This is a genomic window from Rheinheimera aquimaris, assembly GCF_020531985.1.
Lineage (GTDB): Bacteria > Pseudomonadota > Gammaproteobacteria > Enterobacterales > Alteromonadaceae > Alishewanella > Alishewanella aquimaris.
Genome location: NZ_JAJAVQ010000002.1, coordinates 523,023 through 544,742, shown reverse-complemented (window position 1 = coordinate 544,742; position 21,720 = coordinate 523,023). Strand labels below are relative to the sequence as shown.

Here is a 21,720-nt window from a genome sequence, read left to right as displayed (position 1 = left end):
GTTATCCACCAAACATTATTGCCGTTAAAATAAAATCAAACCCGAGCACTGCCAGTGATGCCGTAACAACGGTTTGCGTGGTTGCTGCACTGATACCTTCTGATGTAGGTACAGCGTCATAGCCTTTGTGTAGAGCGATCCAGATAACAATAAGCGCAAAGACCACGCTTTTTATGATGCCGTTAAATACGTCCTGATATAAATCGACGTTAGCCTGCATTGCAGACCAGAAACTGCCCTGGTCAACGCCAAGCCAATCGACACCGACCAGATGTCCGCCCAAAATCCCCACGGCGGTAAAAATGATTGCCAACATAGGTAAACTGATGACACCGGCCCAGAAACGCGGCGCAATAATTCGTCTTAAGGGATCAACGGCCATCATTTCCATACTGGATAGTTGCTCAGTCGCTTTCATCAAACCGATTTCTGCTGTCAAGGCGCTACCGGCACGACCGGCAAACAGCAAGGCGGCAACTACAGGGCCAAGCTCGCGCAATAAACTAAGCGCAACCAGAGGTCCCAGCATTTGTTCTGCACCAAACTTGACCAATACAGTATACCCTTGCAATGCCAGCACCATGCCGATAAACAAGCCGGACACCAGTATGATCAGTAGCGACAAAACCCCGATAACATACAGCTGCTTAACCAGCAGTGGAAATCCTTTACGGAAATCCGGCTTACCAAGCAAAGCACCGAATAGCATCAGGCCTGCGCGGCCAAAGCCGGTAATACTGTTTATGGTAGCGGCACCAAGCTGTTGTAACTTATTGGCGATCACCTGGCTAACTCCATTAATTCTGTCTCATAAGGCGCCGCTTTATAATGAAACGGCACGGCACCGTCAGCTTCGCCCTGTAGAAATTGTTGCACCAGCGGCGAGTCACTTTGCCTCAGCTGCTCTGGTGTACCATGGCCGATAACGCTCTGCTCTGCCACGACATAGACATAATCGGCAATGCTCATTACTTCTGTTACGTCATGCGATACCACGACAGACGTTAACCCCAGAGCATTGTTCAGCGAGCGGATAAGACGAACAATAACGCCCATAGAGATAGGGTCTTGGCCGGCAAAGGGCTCGTCATACATAATAAGCTCCGGATCCAGTGCTATTGCCCGGGCCAGTGCGGCGCGCCTGGCCATACCACCAGATAATTCCGCCGGCATAAGTTCCCGTGCGCCCCGCAACCCTACCGCTTCAAGTTTCATTAATACAATCAGACGGATAAGCGACTCTGGTAAGCGGGTGTGTTCACGAATAGGAAAGGCGACATTGTCAAACACTGACATTTCGGTAAACAGAGCACCGCTTTGAAACAGCATGCTCATGCGTTTTCTTGCCTGATACAGTGCGTGGCGCGACAGCTGCGGAATGTCCTGCCCGCCGAACAGAATTTTGCCACTGTCCGGTTTCAACTGTCCGCCAATAAGCCTCAGTAGTGTAGTTTTACCAATACCGCTTGGCCCCATAATGGCTGTCACTTTACCACGCGCGAACTGCATATTCAGGTCCCGGTAAATCACTCTTTCGCCGCGACTGAACGTCAATTGCTGAATATCAATCAATGTTTCTGACAAATTCACTCTCTTTGCCTTACGGCAGGCTTCGCTGAAACAGGTTTGCAATATACATACATACTTGTATGTTTTCAATTATACTGCTGCCAAGGTTGTATTATTGTAAACGGCTTCATCGCTAAAGTCGTTACAAAAAATCGTAACAAACTGTGCTAAAAATTCGCTACGTTAGATAAACCGCAGCTTTTTTTGCAATTACAGTCAATAAACTGGAAAATAATCTCTGATTCGACAGCGCATTTGGGGAAAAAATTTTGTCACCCTTGTTATTAGCCGTGATTTTTGTGTTGGTTGGCCTGATTTTGCTGATCTGGAGCGCCGACCGCTTTGTGTTCGGTGCATCATCTGTTGCCCGGACCGCAGGTATTTCTCCGATGATTATCGGCCTTACAATTGTAGCGATGGGCTCTTCCGCACCAGAGATGCTGGTTTCAGCCAGTGCGGCCTGGCAAGGCCGGCTTGATACGTCCGTTGGCAATGCATTAGGCTCTAATATTACCAATATCTTGCTGGTCATAGGCGCAGCCGCGTTGCTCAAACCGATACTGGTATCTTCGCTTACCTTAAAACGCGAGTATCCATTACTGTTTGCTTGTACCCTGCTTGGTTATTACTTTATCAGCGATGATATGTTAACCCGCACCGAAGGTGTGCTGCTGCTCGTAGCGTTCACCGGCTTTATTTGTCTGTTGGTGTACTGGGGTAAGCATGCCGACGCCGATGATCCGTTAATTGCTGAGATTAACAGCGAAATGCCAGAGCAAATTTCACTGCTGCGCGCGGTAGTTTGGGTGGTAATAGGTTTACTGCTTCTGCTTGCCAGCTCGCAGTTACTGGTGCATGGCGCTGTCACAATCGCCCGTTATGCTGGCATAAGTGACTTGGTAATAGGCCTGACTATTATCGCTATCGGCACCAGCCTGCCAGAACTCGCCGCCAGCATTATTGGCATCTTCAAAGGTGAGGATGACCTGGCGCTTGGCAATATTATCGGCTCCAATATTTTTAATATTCTGGCGGTATTAGGCTTAGGTGCCGTTATTGGCCCCGACTCGCTGGATCCCATGGCCGGTAGCCGGGATAGCTATGTGATGATCGCTGCAACGCTTGCGATGTTACTGATGTCTCTGCGTATAGGTAAAGGCCAACGCATTAATCGTATAGAGGGTGCCTTGCTGTTATGCGGCTTTGTTGGTTATCAGTATCTGCTGTTCAACACGATGTCGCAGTAAACGCCGGGGCTAAAATATGACAATTGATTTTACAATCCGGGCGGCAGAAGTAATCAAAATCGAGGCAGCTGCCGTTGAACAACTAAAACAATATCTGGATGCCGATTTTAATCTGGCATGTCAGCTGATTTTTGACAGCGCCGGCAAGACCATTGTCACCGGCATGGGGAAATCGGGTCATATTGGCAGCAAAATAGCAGCGACACTGGCCTCTACCGGTACTCCGGCTTTTTTTGTTCACCCGGGTGAGGCCAGTCACGGTGACCTTGGTATGTTGTCCGCAGCTGACATCGTCATTGCTATTTCGAACTCCGGTGAAACCGCTGAAGTTCTGACCATAATGCCGGTTATCAAAAGACTGGGTATCAAGCTGATTGCCATGACAGGTAACCCGGCGTCTACCCTTGCCAAGCTGGCTGACGCTCACTTGTGTGTCAAAGTTGAACAAGAAGCCTGCCCACTAGGCTTAGCACCGACAGCCAGTACCACGGCGACACTGGCCATGGGTGACGCGCTGGCAGTCGCGCTGCTCGACGCCAGAGGCTTTTCTGCCGATGACTTTGCGCTATCACATCCTGGTGGCAGCCTGGGGCGTAAGTTGTTATTGCGCCTGGAAGATATTATGCACACCGGCGAGCAGGTGCCGACAGTGTTGTACAGTGCGACAATTAAAGATGCCTTGCTGGAAATCTCAAAAAAAGGCTTGGGTATGACAGCCGTTGTTGACGAGCAAGGCAAAATGGCTGGCGTATTTACCGATGGCGACCTGCGCCGTATTCTGGACCAGCGCTATGATATCCATAGCAACCAAATCGCCGATGTTATGACACGAAACTGTATCACGGCACAGGCACAACAATTAGCCGCTGAGGCGCTGCAGATAATGCAGCAGAAGAAAATTAACGGACTGATTATTATCGACGATGCCGGCAAACCTGTCGGTGCAATGAATATGCACGATCTGCTGCGGGCCGGGGTATTATAAATGTCACTTTTTAACAGCCTTTACACCCCAGTAAGTAACGATATTGTGCGTCGGGCCCGCGACATTAAGCTATTAATCTGCGATGTTGACGGTGTGTTTTCTGACGGACGCATTTATCTGGGTAATAACGCAGAAGAGCTTAAAGCCTTCCATACCCGGGACGGTTATGGCATTAAAGCACTACGCCAGGCCGGTGTAGAGGTGGCGGTGATTACCGGTAGAAATTCAGCCATAGTGCAGCAACGGATGACATCATTAACCGTGCCTTATATCTATCAGGGGCAAGAAAATAAAACTGCTGCGTTTGAAGAATTACAGCAGCAATTGCAACTTCTGCCACAACAAATTGCCTACATCGGCGATGACTTAGCTGACTGGGTTGTAATGCAGCATTGCGGGTTGGCAGTTGCCGTAAACGATGCCCACCCCTATCTGGTCAAACACGCCCATTTTGTCACCAGCATACCAGGCGGGTTTGGGGCAGTGCGTGAGCTATGCGACCTGCTGTTAATCAGTCAGGATAAATTTGGCCTATTTGATGGCAGTAGCACATGAGAAAAATACTGGTTTTACTCGTTCTGATACTAACCGGCACCGCTGCTTATCTTTGGTTTGAACCTACTGACAGCAATGATGCCTTGCAAACCGATCAGGAACTGATGCCTGACTACATTGCACAGAATATTACCCGACGACTGTTTGATAGTGATGGCTATCTGGTAGACAGCGTCAGTGCACAACGACTTGAACATTTTGAACTACTGGGATTTACACAGTTTGAAAAGCCAGTGTATACCCTGTATAACGAAGATCATCAGCCAAGCTGGCAAGCCAGTAGTCAATACGCGGTATGGTTCCCCCAGGATAAAATCATCCTTGAGCAACAGGTCAGAATTGATAGCCTGCAGCAAAATGAGCTTATTGACTGGCTTGAGACAGATACGCTGGAAATGCTGTTCCCTGACAACAAGTTACAAAACAACCAACCAGTGTTAATTCAGGGACAAGGCTTTTATATCAAAGGTAGCGGCATTAAAGCTGACTTGACCAGCAAAACTTTCCAGTTAGTACAACATGAGCAGACGGTATATCGTAATGAAGAATAATCTTATCTTAGCTCTGCTGCTAAGCAGCTCTGCGGTGATGGCTGCACAGCCAGACTACACCCAACAAATTCAGATCGATGCCGATAATCTGGTTTCAGTACAAGAGAACGTCCTGACTTATCGTAATAATGTGGTTATTACACAAGGCTCATTACAGATGAAAGCCGACCAGCTGGAAATTAACGCCAGTGCGGGTAAGGGCAAAGAGGTATATATCGCTACCGGTTCACCCGTGAGTTATTCTCAGTTATTAGCGGATGGTAAACCGGTTACCGCCACGGCAAGTGAAATGCGGTATGAGCCATCAAACCGCACTCTGACGCTGAGCGGGGATGCAGAGCTGACGCAGAGCGGTAGTGTTGTCAAAGCGTCCATTATCAAATATAACGTGGAAAAACAGCAACTAAGTGCAGAAAGTAACGAATCAAAACGCGTAACAACGATTTTTACGCCGGAGGAAAAGAATAATCCATGAAGTTAGTTGCTTCGCACCTGGCGAAAAGTTACAAAGGCCGGCAAGTTGTTAAAGATGTCAGCCTTGAAGTGAATGCAGGTCAGATCGTCGGTTTGCTCGGGCCCAATGGGGCTGGCAAAACCACGACTTTTTATATGATTGTCGGTCTGGTGCCATCAGACAAAGGTCATATCAGCCTGAACGACAAAGATATCACCTTCGATCCCATCCATACCCGGGCCCGTCAGGGCATAGGGTATCTGCCGCAGGAGAGTTCAATCTTCCGCAAGCTGACGGTATACGAAAACCTGTTGGCCATTTTACAAACACGCAAAGATCTCAGCGGCAGCAGACGCGAAGAAATAGCAGACGACTTACTGGAAGAATTTCATATTGGTCATATCAAGCATAGTCTGGGCATGAGCTTGTCTGGAGGCGAAAGACGCAGGGTAGAGATAGCAAGGGCACTGGCAGCAGACCCGGCTTTTATTCTGCTCGACGAACCTTTCGCTGGCGTAGATCCAATATCAGTGCTGGATATCAAAAAGATTATCCAGCATCTGTGTCAGCGCGGTATTGGAGTGTTAATAACCGACCACAACGTGCGCGAGACGCTTGATGTCTGCGAAATTGCCTATATTGTCAGTCATGGCGAGCTGATTGCGTCGGGACCACCGCAAGAGGTATTGGCGAATCAGAAGGTCCGTGATGTATACCTCGGTGAGCAATTCAGGCTATAGTTAGCGAAAAACAATCTCAACACATTATTCAGCAGGATAACGGTAGAAGTAGATGAAGCCCTCTTTGCAACTTCGCTTAGGACAGCAACTTACCATGACGCCGCAGTTGCAGCAGGCTATACGCTTGTTACAGCTGTCGACGATTGAGTTGCAACAGGAAATTCAGGAAGCATTGGATGCTAATCCATTGCTGGAAGCCGAAGACGACTACGACAATTTTTCTGCTGATGCCAAAGACACCTCAGATCCTTCCTCGCCCAACTCTATCGACTCAGAACAGACAGCTGACGACAATTATGAGCCTAGCGAACCCGACAGCAGTGAAGCGATGTCAGAGCAGAATATTCAGGAAGACTTGCCGCTGGACAACAACTGGGATGATTTGGTTAGTGCAGCGCCGGTAAGTGCCGGAAACAGCGGCAGCGATGAAGATTTTGTCTATCAGGGTGAGACCAGTGAAACATTACAGGACTATTTACGCTGGCAAATGCAGCTTACGCCCTTCTCGGATACTGACCGGGCAATAGCTGAAATTATTATTGAAGCCATTGACGACAATGGCCTGTTGACCATCAGCTGCGAGGAGATCCTGGAGTCGCTGGGGATAGAGGATATCGAAGCTGACGAAGTTGAAGCCGTTATCAAGCGTATTCAGTTATTTGATCCGGTAGGTGTGGGCGCCAGATCTATTCAGGAGTGCTTGCTGGTTCAACTGCGCCAGTTTGCCGCAGATACTCCCTTTCTGTCAGCTGCGCAAAGCATGATCCGCGACCATACAGAACTTTTAGCTAACCGTGACTTTCGTTCTTTGATGCGTGTGACTAAACTGAAAGAAGACGAGTTACGGGAAGTCATGCGGCTGATCCATAGCCTTAACCCCCGCCCAGGCGCTGACGTTATTCGTGAAGAGCAACAATACGTTATTCCGGACGTTAGCGTGATAAAAGTAAAAGGCCGTTGGCAGGTTGAACTAAACCCTGACGCTATGCCTAAAGTACGTATAAACCAGCAGTATGCCGCGATGTCGCGTACCGCAAAAAATAGCGCAGATACCCAGTTTATCCGCTCTCATCTGCAGGAAGCAAAATGGTTTCTGAAAAGCCTGGAAAGCCGCAACGAAACGTTATTAAAAGTGGCAAATTGTATCGTTCAGCAGCAGCAGGCTTTTTTTGAGCACGGAGAGGAAGCGATGAAGCCTATGGTGTTAAATGACGTTGCCGAAATGGTTGGCATGCATGAATCGACAATTTCGCGAGTTACGACGCAGAAATATATGCATACACCCCGGGGTATATTTGAGCTTAAATTCTTCTTTTCCAGCCATGTGAGTACAGAAAGTGGTGGAGAATGTTCTTCGACAGCTATTCGTGCATTTATTAAGAAATTAGTGGCGGCGGAGAATCCGGCCAAACCGCTTAGTGACAGTAAAATGGCCGATATTCTAATGGAACAGGGCATTAACGTTGCACGGCGTACCATCGCTAAGTATCGTGAGTCCCTGTATATTCCGCCGTCAAATCAACGCAAGACCTTGCTGTAAATAAGCCTAAAAGAAGGAATATGTCTATGCAAATCAATCTGACCGGTCGCCATGTTGAAATCACCACTGCCTTAAAACAATACGTAGATAGCAAATTTGCCAAACTGGAAAGGCACTTTGATCATATAAACAATGTACATGTGATCCTAAACGTGGAAAAATTGAAACAGATTGCTGAAGCTAAGCTGCATCTTAATGGTGCTGAAGTATTCGCAGTATCTGAAGATGAAAATATGTATGCTGCCATAGACCAGTTGATAGACAAGTTAGATCGCCAGGTCATTAAGCATAAAGAGAAAATAGCCCGACACTGATTAGATTATGACGAATTTAACCGCAATGCTTACCGAGAACTGCACTAAAAGTGCAGTTCTTTTTAACAGCAAGAAACGTATTCTGGAATATATTGCTGAGCTAGCACATCAGCGCCTGCCAGACATATCTGAGTACAGCATCCTTGAAGCTCTGATGACCCGGGAAAAGCTTGGCTCTACAGGCATAGGTGGCGGCATTGCGATCCCCCATGGCAAACTCAAAACTGTCACTCAGCCGGTGTTAGTATTCGTAGTCAGTAAAGAAACGATTCCGTTTGACGCGATAGACAATCAACCGGTCGATATATTCTGCGCTATTCTGATCCCGGAAGATCAGTGTCAGGCTCATTTAAGTACACTGGCAGGCATCGCCAAACTATTGAGCCAGAAAGAGCTAACCAAGAAAATCCGCCATGCTGAAACAAACCAGCAGTTATACCAGTTGCTGGTCGACTACAGCTCAATGGAAACAGCAAAATGAAGCTGTTGGTAGTTAGTGGTCGTTCCGGTTCAGGCAAATCTGTTGCCTTACGTGTGATGGAAGACCTCGGCTACTACTGTGTAGATAATATCCCTGTTAATTTACTGCCAACGCTGGCCACCACAGTTATGGGACAGTACGAGCGCGTTGCTGTCAGTATTGATGTACGAAATCTGCCGCAAGACCCGGATGAGCTGGCTGAGATCCTGTCCTATCTGCCACGCAAGCTGGATTTAACTATTTTGTATCTGGACGCCGATCATGCCAGTTTAATTAAACGTTTCAGCGAAACGCGTCGCTTGCACCCGTTATCCCATCAAGCGATGTCACTGGACGATGCGATATCGCGCGAGCAGCAATTACTTGACCCGATATCCAGTCGGGCTGACTTGTATATTGATACTACTGAGTTAAATGTGTACCAGCTGGCAGAACAGCTGCGTGAACGTATTCTGGGTCAGAAAACCGGCCGTCTGGTTATACTGTTTGAATCCTTTGGCTTTAAATATGGTATCCCTAAAGATGCCGATTTTGTATTTGATGCCCGTTTCCTGCCCAATCCGCATTGGGAGCCGGATTTAAAGCCCCTGACCGGGCTGGACCAACCGGTCAAAGACTATCTGGCATCCGAACCGGTAGTCGCCAAGTATATCTGGCAGATAAACAGTTTTATCAGTACCTGGCTACCGCATCTGGAACGTAACAATCGCAGCTATTTGACAATTGCAATAGGCTGTACTGGCGGCCAACACCGTTCGGTCTATATCGTTGAAAGCCTGGCTGAAAGTTACCGCAACTTAAGAGACGATGTGCAAACACGCCATCGTGAGTTGGTACGCCATCATGGCAGAGCAAGCTAATGAAGTGCAGTGAAGAAGTCACTATTGTAAATCAACTCGGGTTGCATGCCCGTGCAGCCACCAAGCTGGCACAATTATGTCAGCAGTTTCAGGCCAAAATTGAACTGGTGCAGGAAGATAAGACAGCCGACGCTAGCAGTGTGCTGGCACTGCTGATGCTGGCTAGTAGCAAAGGCAAGACACTGCTGGTTTGTGCAGATGGTGAAGACGCCACACAGGCGCTACGAGCTGTCGCCGATCTTATTAAAAACGGCTTCGACGAAAACTAGTTACGATCACAGCCTTTTCCAGATCGTCATTAAATACGTAATTACACATTCCTATCATGCGCTTTCACCTGCGCAGGGGGTATTTTATCCAGACCACGGGTTTTGCTGATCGCAGTCAGTTTATGGTGTAACGCCGTTTTGATCAGCATATGAGCACTGATTGGTGCAGTAATCAGCAGAAAAATAGTAATCAACAGTTCGTGGATACTGACATCTCCGGTCAGGCTGAAGAAAAAAATTGACCCCAGCAGTATGCCGCCCATACCAAGCGTAGTGGCTTTGGTCGGCCCGTGCAGACGCATAAAAAAGTCAGGCATCCTGGTCAGACCGATAGACCCTATCAGCACAAAGCTGCCGCCCAGTAGCAGAAAAAACGCAATTGCCCATTCCATCCAGTGTTGCATAGTACTCTCCTACTCGATAATGTCGCCGCGTAATAAGAACTTACAAACGGCGACAGTACTGACAAACCCCAGCATAGCAATAAGCAGCGCGGCCTCAAAATACAACGGCGAGCCCATCAGCAGACCATACAAAATGATCAATGCAATACTATTTATATACATGGTATCCAGCGCCAGAATCCGGTCTGGCAGGCTGGGCCCCCGCAGCAACCGCCACAGGTTTAGCAACAGTGCAATGCTTATCATTGCAAACACCAGCATAATGACATTATCCAGCATTGAAAATCTCCTTTAACGGGGCTTCATAGCGCTGTTTAATTGAATCAATGAGCGTCGCCTCATCAGTCAGGTTCAGTACATGAATTAATAACCAACGTTGTGGTAAGGGCTCACCTGGCTTAATACTTTCAGTGCTGGGCAGCACTTCCGCACTTACGGTGCCCGGCGTCATCGACACCGTACTGGCCAGAATCGTTATAGGTAGCTCGTGCTGCAGATCCAGAGGCACTTTGACAAACGCCGGGTTTAGCCGCCTTTTGGGCCCCAGGATCAGCACTGCTACCTGGGCATTGGCAACCACTATGTCGGCCAGTACCCTCAGCATATAGCGCAGTGCCAGCAATGGCCGCTCGATGACAGGTTGTGGATCACGAAAGCGCTGTATCAATAATGGGATAAGCAGTGCCAGTACAACCCCAAAAAATAAATGTACAGCCTCAATGCTCTGGTTCAGTAATAACCAGACAACAAACAGCATGACACTGCGGTATGGCGTGGGCAGCCAGCGATACTTTGCATCAAATCTCATGGCACATCCCCCTCTGTAGCGGCGGAGCCAAGTATTGCCCGGGCGGCAGTATCCGTATCATATAACTGTGCCGCAGCCTGTTGCGACAGCTCAGTTAAAGGCCCGGCGAATATTACCAGTAAAGGGCTGGCTAATAGCAGCCAGCACACCGCAAATACCTGTAACGGCGCGGCCTTATCACCAGACGCATCACCACCACTTACCCGCCAGAACAACGTACTGCCAGCACGCGACAAGCCCACTATCACCAGCAGGCTGCACATTAATATCACCGCCCAAAGTAAAGCGCGGTTTGCAGGTTCCGTCACCGCCTGTAGCAACATAAGCTTACCGATAAAACCGGACAAAGGCGGTAAACCGGCAACAGCCATCGCCGCCAACATAAACAGGCTGCCAAGCAATATCGGCTGTACTACGCGCCGGCCAGACACCAGACGGTCTGCCGCTTTACCACGTTGATTGGAAATCAGATCAGCAATCAAAAACAGCGCAGCTGTGACGAGGGTAGAATGCACGGTGTAATATAATGCCGCCGCCGCAGATAACTCAGTATGCAGCGCTACCATGGCAACAAGCGTACCCACGGATACCAGCACCAGGTTGGCGACCAGTTTACGAAAATCGTGGCTGGATATCACACCAATAGCGCCAAGCACTATAGTGGCAAGGCCTGCCGGCAGTAACCAGTCTGCAGCCATTCCCTGCAACGGCCCGGCATCAGCACCAAATATTGTGGTGTACACCCGCAGCAACGCATAGATACCAATTTTTGTCATTACTGCAAACAGCGCAGCCACAGGTGCTGAAGCCGATGAATAGGTGGCAGGCAGCCAAAACTGCAGTGGCAGCACTGCAGCTTTTAGCGCAAATACGATCATCAGCATCAAACCGCCTGATTTTACCAGCATCAGATCTTCAGCCGGCAGCACCGCAACCTTCTGCGCCATATCTACAATATTCAGGGTACCGAGAGTGCCGTACAGTACCGCCAGTGAAAACAGAAAAATGGCAGAACCAGTCAGGTTCAGTACTACATAATGTACAGCGGCTTTGGTTTTGTTCTTACCGCCAGCATGGATCAACAGTGCGTAAGAGGCAATCAGTAGAACTTCGAAGAACACAAACAGGTTAAACAGATCTCCGGTTAAAAACGCGCCATTGATGCCCATCACCTGAAACTGAAATAACGGGTGAAAAAACGACCCTTTCTCGTCCTCACCGGCGCTGCCATAGCAAATAGCACCAAGTGCCAGAAATGACGTTAAACACACCAGCACCATAGATAAAGTATCTGCAACCAGAATGATACCAAACGGTGCCTGCCAGTTACCTATTGCGTAGTGCAGCAAGCCATTTTGCTGTACATGCAGCAGCAAAATTACCACTAATACCAGCTGAACTGCGCTTGAAATCATACTGACCCAACGCCGGCGCATTGGCGAATAGTGTACCGGCGGTAGCATAATGACCAGCGCGGTTAGCATCGGCAATAAAATAGGTGCCGTAATTAAATGCCACATCAACGACTCTCCCTCTTCATGCCATCAGCATCAGGCAGTTTACCATCGACATGGTCATTGCCCAGATCGGCACGGGCACGGATAGCAAGGATGACTAAAAATGCGGTCATGGCAAAACCTATTACAATAGCGGTCAGCACCAACGCCTGTGGCAAAGGGTCTGCATACTGCTCACTGGTTCCAAGCACCGCTGCACCGCGCAGGGTCAGGCGGCCGGAGGCAAAAATAAACAGATTAACGGCATAGGACAACATCGTCAGACCCAGCATCACCGGAAAGGTACGGCCGCGTAACATCAGAAAAATACCGCAAAACGTTAGAAAGCCTATACAACTGGCAAACAAAGTCTCCATCAGATCGTTTCCTTATGCACTGGCCGGTGCGCGGTCGTCATCTTACCGAGATTAGCCAGAATCAGCAGCGTAGAACCAACCACCGTAATATATACCCCTAAATCAAAGGCAATCGCACTGGCCAGTTCAATTTTGCCAAGCACCGGTATATCAAAATAGTCGAACCAGGATGTCAGGAATGGCCGGCCAAACAGCCAGCTGGCAGCACCGGTAAATAGCGCAATCATCAAGCCAATCGCCACCACGCGCTGGTACTCAACGTTCATCCGCTCTTTTACCCAGTCCACGCCATGCGCAATATACTGCAGAATAATGGCAACTGCTGTAACAAGCCCGGCGATAAAGCCACCACCCGGCAGGTTATGGCCACGGAAGAAAATATAGATGGATACCATAATCGCCAGCGGTAACAAACTCTGCGATACAGTCGCCAGCAGCAGAGAATGCCGCTCCAGCGCCCAGGGCCGGCCTTCACCATCGCTACTGGGTTTAAACAGTGGAATTCTGGTCAGCAGTTTAAAGATACCCAACGAAGCAATGCCTAGCACGGTAATTTCGCCTAGTGTGTCAAAACCACGGAAATCAACCAGTATGACATTTACAACATTGGTGCCACCGCCGCCGGTTTTAGCGTTAGTGAGAAAAAAGTCTGAAATGGTATTAAACGGCCTGGTCATCAGCGCATAACTTAAACTGCCAACCACAACACCCACCATACTAGCGATACTTAGATCACGCACCACACGGGAGGATTCAGATTGTTTTGGTGTCTTATGCGGTAGGAAAAACAGCGCCAGCATCAGCAGAATAATAGTTACTACTTCAACTGACAGCTGGGTTAGTGCTAAATCCGGTGCTGAAAAGCGGGTAAAGGCGATAGAGACCATCAACCCAACTACAGAGATCATCAGTAGCGCCACAACCCGTTTACGATGCCACATTACGGTAGCAAAAGCCCCAATCAGCAACAGCGCCGCACCAGCGCCATTGACGGCATCTATCGGCAGCTCTTCCCGCCCGCCCCAAAGTGTCGTCAGGTGTATTAGGGGTAAACCGGCCAGTAACACAAAACTGAGCAGCACCAGCGTCATGTAACGCTGCAAAGAGCCGTTATCCAGCCACTGATAAAAGCGGTGGCAGCGTGCAGCAAACTGCTTAATGCCCCGTTCAAAACTATTCAGCGCATCAACATCCGGCAGTGTGTTCTGAAAATCAAACAGATGCTTACGGTTGATGTAGATCAGCACGCCACCCGACACGGCCAGCACACTCATCAGCAATGGCAGATTAAAACCGTGCCATATCGCCAGACTATACTGAGGTACATTTCCAGCCAGCACCGCCACTGATGCAGCATGTAGCAAGTCGCCAATCATATAGCTTGGGAAAATTCCGACCAGAATACACAGCGCAACCAGAATTTCGACCGGCACGCGCATATAGCGAGGCGGTTCATGCGGAGTTTTGGATAAGCCTTTTGGCTGACCGTTAAAAAATACATCGTGAATAAACCGCGTTGAATAAGCTACTGAAAATATTGCCGCTATCGTCGCCAGTACCGGAATAACCCAGGACAATGAGCCGAGTAAATGCTGGTGCAGGGTTTCAGCAAAAAACATTTCTTTTGATAAAAAGCCGTTCAGTAACGGTACGCCGGCCATCGCCGCCGCCGCAACCATTGCCAGCGTGGCGGTAATCGGCATAAATTGCCACAAACCATTAAGCTTGCGCATATCACGGGAGCCAGACTCATGATCAATGATACCCGCTGCCATAAACAGCGAGGCTTTAAAGGTTGCATGATTAATGATATGAAATAAACCCGCCACGGCCGCCAGATCAGTGCCCATACCAAATAGTAATGTAATAAGCCCCAGATGACTGATAGTGGAATAAGCTAGCAAACCTTTTAAATCATGTTTAAACAATGCCAGATAAGAGCCAATCAGTAAGGTCGCTAGGCCAGCAACACTGACCAGCACAAACCACAGCTCAGTGCCGGACAATGCCGGATAAAACCGCGCCAGCAAAAAGATACCTGCTTTAACCATAGTAGCAGAGTGTAAGTAAGCACTCACCGGCGTTGGCGCTGCCATGGCGTTTGGCAGCCAGAAATGAAACGGAAACTGGGCTGACTTGGTAAAACAACCCAGCAGAAACAACACTAATAATATCGGGTAATGGCTGTGTTGGCGTATTTGGTCTGCACTGGCTAATACCTGCTGTAAGTCATAGCTGCCAACAATGTCGCCAATCATCAGAAAGGCTGCTAATAATGCTAAGCCACCCGCGCCGGTTACCGTAAGCGCCATGCGCGCGCCGCGGCGCGCTTCTGCTTTGTGCCACCAGAAACTGATTAATAAAAACGAGCTGATACTGGTTAATTCCCAGAATAACCACAATTGCAGAAGGTTGCCCGACAGTACTATGCCCAGCATCGCCGTCATAAACAGCATCAGATACGCAAAGAAACGCGGCATTGAGTCACGCTCAGACAAATAATAACGGGCGTAAACAATAATCAGCAGGCCAATGCCGAGGATTAGCAAACTGAATAAAAACGCCAACCCATCCAGCGTAATGGTAATATCAAGCCCGAGCAGCGGTATCCAGCTAACAAAAAAGCGCAGGGTCTCACCAGAAAATACTTCAGGGGCCTGAAGCAGTAATAATACCAGCGCCAAAGCCGGCGCTACTCCGGTGGCGAAAGCACAGGTAGTGCGGCTTCCTTTGCCGGCAAGTAGCGGCACCATAGTCCCCAGCAGCGGCAGGAGTAAAATCCACATCAGTGTCATAACTGTCGCGCGTCCTTTTTATTCATTAACCGACTGAAACTTTATACTGTCCCGCTCATCGTACAGATTAAGTTGTTGATATCCATAGGCAGTTAACTAAGCATAGAAGACAGAGTGCCTTTACAACATTGGGCGGGCAAAAAAATCAGTTTGTTGGCATTAATTCCGATATTTATACCGATATCTGTTGGAAAAGTCTATAAAAGCTGAGCGTCTCCAGCCCGGTTAATATCGGTATTTACCGCAATATTTCAGGTCTTTACCGCACTGTTATCAGCAACTTTTGCCGCCAAACTGGCAGCATTTGTTTAAACAGGTTACAACTAACATTCTGCCGGTAACCGATACACAGGAGCACAACTTATGAAAACCCGAACCGAACACGATAGCATGGGTGAGCTGCAGGTCCCGTTGGACGCGCTTTATCAGGCGCAAACACAACGCGCAGTGCAGAACTTCAACATCAGCGGTCAGACACTGCCGGTAGAGTTTATCCGGGCTTTATTACAGATTAAAAAAGCTGCTGCTACTGCCAACCAACAGCTTGGCTTGCTCGAAAATGCTATCAGCCAGGCTATCTGTCACGCTGCAGACGACCAGCTTGCTGCAACAGATATGCAGCAGTACCCGCTCGACATTTTCCAAACCGGTTCCGGCACCAGCAGCAATATGAATGTTAACGAAGTGCTGGCAACCCTGGCCAGTAAAGCACTGAACCAAACTGTTAGCCCGAACGATCACGTTAATCTTGGGCAAAGCAGCAACGATACCATCCCCAGCGCAATTCACATCAGTGCCGCTATAGCGCTGCAACAGCAATTACTACCCGCTGTAAGACAGCTACAACTGCAGTTAAGCAATAAAACCAGCCAGATAGGGAAAATGGTCAAAACCGGCCGTACCCACCTGATGGACGCTATGCCGGTCAGTTTTGCCCAGGTACTCGGTGGCTGGCAGTCGCAACTGCAGCTGGCGGAGCAACAACTGCAGCAGCAGCTAGAACAACTTCAGGCACTGGCGCAAGGCGGCACAGCTGTTGGTAGCGGCATTAATGCCGACCCAGCCTTTGCTGCAACGTTCTGTCAGGTATTAAGCCGTAACACCGGCCTATCCTTTCGGCCGGCTGAGAATTTCTTTAGTGCTCTTGGCGCTCAGGATACAGCCGTTGCCACATCCGGTGCATTAAAACGGCTCGCCGTCTGTCTGATGAAAATAAGCAATGATTTGCGCTGGATGAATTCGGGTCCGCTCGCTGGGTTGGGCGAAATAGAATTGCCGGCATTACAGCCGGGATCTTCAATTATGCCGGGTAAAGTTAACCCGGTTATTCCTGAAGCAGTGGCAATGGTTTGTGCTCAGGTAATTGGCAATGACTGCACTATTACTGTCGCTGGTCAGTCAGGTAATTTTGAACTGAACGTGATGCTGCCGCTTATTGCCGATAATCTGCTGCACAGTATCCGCTTACTCAGTAACAGCTGCCCGGCGCTCGCGACACAAGCCATCGCAGGTTTTACTGTACGTGAAGACAATATCAGTAAGGCTCTGGCGCTGAACCCTATTTTGGTCACGGCATTAAACCCGTTAATTGGTTATGCCAAGGCAGCTGAAATAGCCAAGCAAGCTTATAAAGAGCACCGGCCGGTTATCGATGTCGCACAGGAACATACCAGCTACAGCCGCAGTGAGCTGGAACAGTTACTGGATCCGGCCCGGCTTTGTCAGGGCGGCAATATCAGCTGATACAGCCACTTTTAGTTCAAATGCGAACATTTCGGCTAAAACTCAAGGTGTTTTAGCCCGTCAGCTTGCGTTGAGCAATCGCTTTCCGCCATAACTAGCAGTGCAGCACATCTTATTCCGACTTGCGCAATAAAAATGCCACCGGTAGACAAAATTATAATAGTGGCTGCTGAATAAAAATAACTATTTCAAATCAACAGGGTGTCATCTCTGATTTAGCAGTACAGCGGCAGCCCCTGAAGCAAAGGGTAGCGATATCATGTTTAATAAAACTCTACTTGCAATGCTGGTGGGCAGCGCGTTGCTGCTTGGCTGCAACAGCAGCAATGACGACCCGGCAACAGTGCCGGATACCGGCATAGAAACACCCACGCCAGAACCCGACACCGGTGTGATTGCGCTTACCGATCTTGATACCGTCTATGGCTACGCCAGCGAAAATGGCGGCACAACCGGCGGCAGTGGCGAAAACAAGGTAGAAATCACCGTCTGTACCGGTAAAGAGATGATCAACGCGATAAAAAACAAAGACCCGAGCCGGCCGCTAACCATTTGGGTAAACGGCAGCATTACACTGCAAAATGCCAAAGACAGCAGAATCGATATTAAAGATGTGTCAGATGTTTCTATTATCGGCCTGGGTAATCAGGGCGAAATGGCTGGCATCGGTTTTAACATTGTCAGGGCCGAGAACATCATTATCCGTAATTTGCGCATTCACCACGTACGCGCCAATCTGGGAGCGCCGGGTGACGGTATCAGTATGGAAGGGCCGGTGCGTAATATCTGGATTGACCATAATGAAATCTATAACAGCCTGACAGTGGCTGACCCAAGCCTGACCGAGGATCAGGTAAAAGATTATTATGATGGCCTGGTCGATGCTAAAGGGGACGCGCAGTTTATTACTATCTCCTTTAACAAACTGCACCACAGCTGGAAGACATCGCTGGTTGGCTCGTCAGACAGTGATAACTATGACCGCACCATCACCTATCATCATAACCACTGGTACAACGTAAACTCGCGCCTGCCGCTGTTTCGCTTTGGTAAAGGCCACATCTACAACAACTTTTATGATGGCGCTATCGAAAGCGGTATAAACAGCAGAATGGGCGCCGTAATACGCATCGAGCACAACCACTTCGCCAGTATGAAAAACCCGGTTATGTCGATGTACAGCCAGGCGGCTGGCTTCTGGCAGCTGATCGACAATATCTTTGAGGATATTACCTGGCAGGAAAGTCCGGACGATGGCGTTGTAGCCGGTGAAGCGGCCGAATCAACCGGTGAGTTAACACCACCTTATGACTACAGTGCCAGTCTGTTGCCGGTGCATAATGTTAAAGCAACGGTGCTGGCCTATGCCGGAACAGGTAAAATCGACACACCACCAAGCCCTGGCCTGTGTGCGTCACCTGAACCGGCAGAGCCTGAACCAACTGAGCCGGAGCCCGTACCCATTGACCCGGTAGAACCGCCGGCCAATGTAGACTGGAACAGCTACGATGGCAGTTTACAGCCCTTTGCAGACAACGCCCTTACGCTGGCAGATGGCAGCCTGAGCAAGTTTGAACCGCAGCAAAGCGGTGGTGCTGACGAGCCAAACCTGTTCAGCGCCAACGGTGATGGTACTATCCGCTTTGACAGCACAGCCAACAGCGCAGACCGAAGCCGTGCCAAGTTGAGCGCAGTAGCGCCTGATGACGGCATCTACCCCAAGTACTTTACGTTGCTAATGGGTGTCACAGGCAACAGTGGCGGCAACCGGATTCTGGAAACCGAAGTTGCTTTAGGCGATGCAAACGCCGTCGCAGCGAGCCGGTTAAAAATCATCTTGCGTAATGATGGCAATAACTCAGGCATCCAGTTGGAGAATGCGAATAATGGTTCCTCTGTTACCGCCGGTAAAGGTAATGAGCCCGATGCATTGGATATGAGCGCATATCGGATCTATCACTTTACCGTTGCACTGAGTTCACCTACCACAGGTAATGTTGCGATATATACTGACGGCAATAACACACCTTTACTGAAGCTGGAAAGCGTGACCATGCGCCCGGCCAGCAATGGCAGTGATAATTATCTGCAGATTGGTGATGCTGGCGGTAGTAGTTACCTCGGGGATATTGATTGGGTAGTATGGAGCAATGCCGGGGCTTATACCCCAGACATGTTAAAAGGCTTACTGCCTGCCGGCATTGGTAATATCAGCGGTTATGAAGCACAGCCCTGACACGCTATTCACCCCGCAGCGCTATTGAATATTCAATAGCGCTGCGGATTGGTTAATTTTTCAATAAATAATTATTGCATTTAACCTGTATATTATCGGTATAATTGCTGCTTTACTTTACATTAGCGCAACAAGGAAGCAGTACTTATGGATAATATAGCCAGCTCTGATAGCAGCCCTATAGAGACAACCCGTCAGCGTCCCGCCAAAGTGCAGTTCAGCGGCCAGGCCGGTGAGTTTTTTGGTATCTGGATTGTTAATTTACTATTGAGCATAGTGACGCTGGGAATATACAGCGCCTGGGCCAAAGTGCGCACCACACAGTACTTTTATGGCCATACCCGGATTGAACAACAGCCTTTTCGCTATCTCGCAACACCAATGCAGATTTTAAAAGGCCGTATTATTGCAGTAATCATTTTTGCGTTATTCACTGTTGCTTCCATGCTATCGCCGGTATTGGCGGTATTACTGGCAATGCTGTTTATGTTTGCATCGCCCTGGCTTATAGTACAAAGCCTTAAGTTCAATATGCGTATGACCAGTTACCGGAATGTACGTTTTGCCTTTCACGGCGACTATGTAGGCGCATTAAAATATTTTGTGCTGCTGCCGGTATTGTCGGTATTTACTTTATATCTGGCGATGCCTTGGGTACTGAAAAAAATTGATCATTTTATTTGCACCAATATCAGTTTTGGTGGAGTAAAGATGCAGGTCAACACCGATACCAGCTCTTACTATATCGCCGCTTTAGTTGCCGCAGCAGCCGTATTTGGCGTAATGACAGTAGCCGCAATTATTGGCGTAGTACTGATTGGTATTATGGCTGCCACCGGTGCTGGCAGTGCAGGCGCTGCGATATTCCTTGGCTCGGCCGGTTTTTTTATTATGTATTTTTTCGCGTTTACGTTAAGCGCTGCTATCTACCATTGCATGATCCGCAATCATTTATTTGAGCGCACTGAGCTGCCTGAGGTAGCTAAATTTAAATCGAAAATGGAAGTAATGCCTTACCTGCTGTTAACCGTCACTAACCTTTTAGCCATTGTGCTGACACTGGGCCTGGCTTATCCCTGGGCAAAAGTGCGTAAAACGGCCTATCTGGCATCTGTTACTGAACTGCTGATTTACCCTAAAGCCGATACGCTGGTTGATGAGCAACAAGCTGACAGCGGCGCTTTTGGTGAAGAAGCCGCCGGTTTGTTTGACGTTGACGTATCCCTCGCCTGATGTTCGCCGTTAAGGCTGTCTCAGGCCAGTTTCAGCAAGCTGGCAGCAGTGCATTATATGCTGCCACTGCCAGCCTTACTGATGAGGGCAAGTTGCTGATACAGTGTGTCAACACGGCGGCAGTGCTGGCTGAGGTTGCCAGGCCTGACTATCGTTTTGGCACTGTCCTGCCGGGGCTGCCGGTTGAAGTACAGCTGCGCAGTGGCGGTATTTTCCGGCCTGACGATGCCAGCTGGCGTTGGCCGCAGCAAACTGCCGGTTCAGGTATGGCTGCCGCGCTGGAAAGCAACCGGTTGTCGATACTGGCGGCAGTGTTGCTGTCGCCTCTGCTGCTGTGGTGGATCATTGTCGATTTAATGCCGATGCTGGCCAGCGCCAGCGTGTTGCTGGTGCCCGACCATATTAAACAGAAAATGGGCGAGGAAACATTTTACACCCTGCAAAAAACAGCTTTACAGCCGACACAGCTACCAGCTACGCAACAAGCAACGGTTAACTATCACTGGCAAATGGCATTGCAAAAGTTGCCACTGCAGCAGAAGAACTATCAACTGTATATGTATCAGTCTGAGTTCTTCGGCGCTAACGCTTTTGCGCTGCCAAACGGCACTGTGGTGATCACTGACGAGCTGGTGAATTTACTACAGCACAACCCTGATGCTATCGTCGCGGTGTTATTGCATGAGATTGGTCATGTTGAAGGCCAGCACAGTGTGCGCTTAGTTGCCCAGTCATTAGGAGCAACGCTGGTGATAGGGATCCTGTTTGGCAACCCGGATGGTGTAGCCGACCTGCTGCTTGGTTCAGGCTCGGTGTTGCTGCAAAACGCATTCTCGCGTGATATGGAACGTGAAGCAGACCAGTTTGCGTTAAAGCAGCTCAAAACGTTGGGCAAGTCACCAACAGCATTCGCTGATGCCATGTCAGCATTACTTAGCAGCAAGGAAACCTCCCCGGAGTCAGAGCCAGCCTTGTTGAAATATCTCAGCACACATCCGGCAACACGTGAACGGATCGAACAGGCCCGCCAGCATCAGTAACGACTGAAACCGTGCCGGATACC

At 49.0% G+C, this 21,720-nt stretch carries 23 protein-coding genes; 15 read left to right on the top strand and 8 right to left on the bottom strand.

What is annotated here, in order from left to right; genetic code table 11:
* Position 1: 1 nt before the first annotated feature.
* Positions 2 to 784, bottom strand: coding sequence for a lipid asymmetry maintenance ABC transporter permease subunit MlaE (gene mlaE / locus LHL18_RS07395; RefSeq protein ID WP_226766428.1), 783 nt, complete (start codon positions 782 to 784; stop codon positions 2 to 4).
* On the bottom strand, positions 781 to 1,590 hold the full coding sequence (gene mlaF / locus LHL18_RS07390) for a phospholipid ABC transporter ATP-binding protein MlaF (RefSeq protein ID WP_206109413.1): 810 nt from the start codon (positions 1,588 to 1,590) through the stop codon (positions 781 to 783). The genes mlaE and mlaF overlap by 4 nt, the downstream gene beginning before the upstream one ends.
* A gap of 248 nt (positions 1,591 to 1,838) precedes the next feature.
* Between mlaF and LHL18_RS07385 the strand changes: the two genes are divergently transcribed.
* Genes LHL18_RS07385 through LHL18_RS07335 form a run of 11 tightly spaced genes read left to right on the top strand, consistent with a single transcriptional unit; the run spans position 1,839 to position 9,565 of the window.
* Positions 1,839 to 2,816: a calcium/sodium antiporter gene (locus tag LHL18_RS07385; RefSeq protein WP_226766427.1), complete on the top strand. Its 978-nt coding sequence runs from the start codon at positions 1,839 to 1,841 to the stop codon at positions 2,814 to 2,816.
* A gap of 16 nt (positions 2,817 to 2,832) precedes the next feature.
* The gene (locus LHL18_RS07380; RefSeq protein WP_226766426.1) at positions 2,833 to 3,801 is read left to right on the top strand and encodes a KpsF/GutQ family sugar-phosphate isomerase; all 969 of its coding nucleotides are present in this window, start codon (positions 2,833 to 2,835) and stop codon (positions 3,799 to 3,801) included.
* A complete protein-coding gene (gene kdsC, locus LHL18_RS07375) occupies positions 3,802 to 4,356 on the top strand; it encodes a 3-deoxy-manno-octulosonate-8-phosphatase KdsC (protein ID WP_134052716.1) in 555 nt (184 codons plus the stop codon).
* Positions 4,353 to 4,907: an LPS export ABC transporter periplasmic protein LptC gene (gene lptC / locus LHL18_RS07370; RefSeq protein WP_134052719.1), complete on the top strand. Its 555-nt coding sequence runs from the start codon at positions 4,353 to 4,355 to the stop codon at positions 4,905 to 4,907. Before kdsC ends, lptC begins: the two co-directional genes overlap by 4 nt.
* Positions 4,897 to 5,382, top strand: a complete 486-nt coding sequence (gene lptA, locus LHL18_RS07365; protein ID WP_134052721.1) for a lipopolysaccharide transport periplasmic protein LptA — start codon at positions 4,897 to 4,899, stop codon at positions 5,380 to 5,382. Before lptC ends, lptA begins: the two co-directional genes overlap by 11 nt.
* On the top strand, positions 5,379 to 6,101 hold the full coding sequence (gene lptB, locus LHL18_RS07360) for an LPS export ABC transporter ATP-binding protein (RefSeq protein WP_134052723.1): 723 nt from the start codon (positions 5,379 to 5,381) through the stop codon (positions 6,099 to 6,101). The genes lptA and lptB overlap by 4 nt, the downstream gene beginning before the upstream one ends.
* Before the next feature lie 52 nt (positions 6,102 to 6,153).
* Positions 6,154 to 7,641, top strand: coding sequence for an RNA polymerase factor sigma-54 (locus tag LHL18_RS07355; protein ID WP_226766425.1), 1,488 nt, complete (start codon positions 6,154 to 6,156; stop codon positions 7,639 to 7,641).
* Positions 7,642 to 7,667: 26 nt separating this feature from the next.
* A complete protein-coding gene (gene hpf, locus LHL18_RS07350) occupies positions 7,668 to 7,955 on the top strand; it encodes a ribosome hibernation promoting factor (protein ID WP_134052727.1) in 288 nt (95 codons plus the stop codon).
* Between the two features lie 7 nt (positions 7,956 to 7,962).
* A complete protein-coding gene (gene ptsN / locus LHL18_RS07345; RefSeq protein WP_134052729.1) occupies positions 7,963 to 8,436 on the top strand; it encodes a PTS IIA-like nitrogen regulatory protein PtsN in 474 nt (157 codons plus the stop codon).
* Positions 8,433 to 9,296 (top strand): RNase adapter RapZ, encoded by an 864-nt coding sequence (gene rapZ, locus LHL18_RS07340; protein WP_226766424.1) that lies wholly within the window; start codon positions 8,433 to 8,435, stop codon positions 9,294 to 9,296. Before ptsN ends, rapZ begins: the two co-directional genes overlap by 4 nt.
* The gene (locus LHL18_RS07335) at positions 9,296 to 9,565 is read left to right on the top strand and encodes an HPr family phosphocarrier protein (RefSeq protein WP_134052733.1); all 270 of its coding nucleotides are present in this window, start codon (positions 9,296 to 9,298) and stop codon (positions 9,563 to 9,565) included. The genes rapZ and LHL18_RS07335 overlap by 1 nt, the downstream gene beginning before the upstream one ends.
* A gap of 41 nt (positions 9,566 to 9,606) precedes the next feature.
* Here LHL18_RS07335 and LHL18_RS07330 read toward each other — a convergent pair whose 3' ends face one another.
* From LHL18_RS07330 to LHL18_RS07305, 6 genes are read right to left on the bottom strand one after another with little or no spacing between them, the layout of a single operon-like run.
* A complete protein-coding gene (locus LHL18_RS07330) occupies positions 9,607 to 9,969 on the bottom strand; it encodes a Na+/H+ antiporter subunit G (RefSeq protein WP_226766423.1) in 363 nt (120 codons plus the stop codon).
* Positions 9,970 to 9,978: 9 nt separating this feature from the next.
* On the bottom strand, positions 9,979 to 10,248 hold the full coding sequence (locus LHL18_RS07325) for a K+/H+ antiporter subunit F (protein WP_134052737.1): 270 nt from the start codon (positions 10,246 to 10,248) through the stop codon (positions 9,979 to 9,981).
* On the bottom strand, positions 10,238 to 10,777 hold the full coding sequence (locus LHL18_RS07320) for a Na+/H+ antiporter subunit E (RefSeq protein WP_226766422.1): 540 nt from the start codon (positions 10,775 to 10,777) through the stop codon (positions 10,238 to 10,240). The genes LHL18_RS07325 and LHL18_RS07320 overlap by 11 nt, the downstream gene beginning before the upstream one ends.
* Positions 10,774 to 12,297 (bottom strand): monovalent cation/H+ antiporter subunit D, encoded by a 1,524-nt coding sequence (locus LHL18_RS07315; RefSeq protein WP_226766421.1) that lies wholly within the window; start codon positions 12,295 to 12,297, stop codon positions 10,774 to 10,776. Before LHL18_RS07315 ends, LHL18_RS07320 begins: the two co-directional genes overlap by 4 nt.
* A complete protein-coding gene (locus LHL18_RS07310; RefSeq protein ID WP_134052744.1) occupies positions 12,297 to 12,650 on the bottom strand; it encodes a Na+/H+ antiporter subunit C in 354 nt (117 codons plus the stop codon). Before LHL18_RS07310 ends, LHL18_RS07315 begins: the two co-directional genes overlap by 1 nt.
* Positions 12,650 to 15,445, bottom strand: coding sequence for a monovalent cation/H+ antiporter subunit A (locus LHL18_RS07305; RefSeq protein ID WP_226766420.1), 2,796 nt, complete (start codon positions 15,443 to 15,445; stop codon positions 12,650 to 12,652). Before LHL18_RS07305 ends, LHL18_RS07310 begins: the two co-directional genes overlap by 1 nt.
* 363 nt (positions 15,446 to 15,808) lie before the next feature.
* On the opposite strand from LHL18_RS07305, the gene LHL18_RS07300 reads away from it, so the two are divergent.
* The 4 genes from LHL18_RS07300 to LHL18_RS07285 all read left to right on the top strand — a co-directional run bounded on the left by LHL18_RS07300 (position 15,809) and on the right by LHL18_RS07285 (position 21,697).
* Entirely contained in the window at positions 15,809 to 17,188 is a 1,380-nt protein-coding gene (locus LHL18_RS07300) for a class II fumarate hydratase (protein ID WP_226766419.1), read from the top strand.
* A 259-nt stretch (positions 17,189 to 17,447) separates the two neighbouring features.
* On the top strand, positions 17,448 to 19,424 hold the full coding sequence (locus LHL18_RS07295) for a pectate lyase family protein (RefSeq protein ID WP_226766418.1): 1,977 nt from the start codon (positions 17,448 to 17,450) through the stop codon (positions 19,422 to 19,424).
* A gap of 147 nt (positions 19,425 to 19,571) precedes the next feature.
* Positions 19,572 to 20,657 (top strand): YjgN family protein, encoded by a 1,086-nt coding sequence (locus LHL18_RS07290; protein ID WP_226766417.1) that lies wholly within the window; start codon positions 19,572 to 19,574, stop codon positions 20,655 to 20,657.
* A complete protein-coding gene (locus tag LHL18_RS07285) occupies positions 20,657 to 21,697 on the top strand; it encodes a M48 family metallopeptidase (RefSeq protein ID WP_226766416.1) in 1,041 nt (346 codons plus the stop codon). Before LHL18_RS07290 ends, LHL18_RS07285 begins: the two co-directional genes overlap by 1 nt.
* Positions 21,698 to 21,720: the final 23 nt, after the last annotated feature.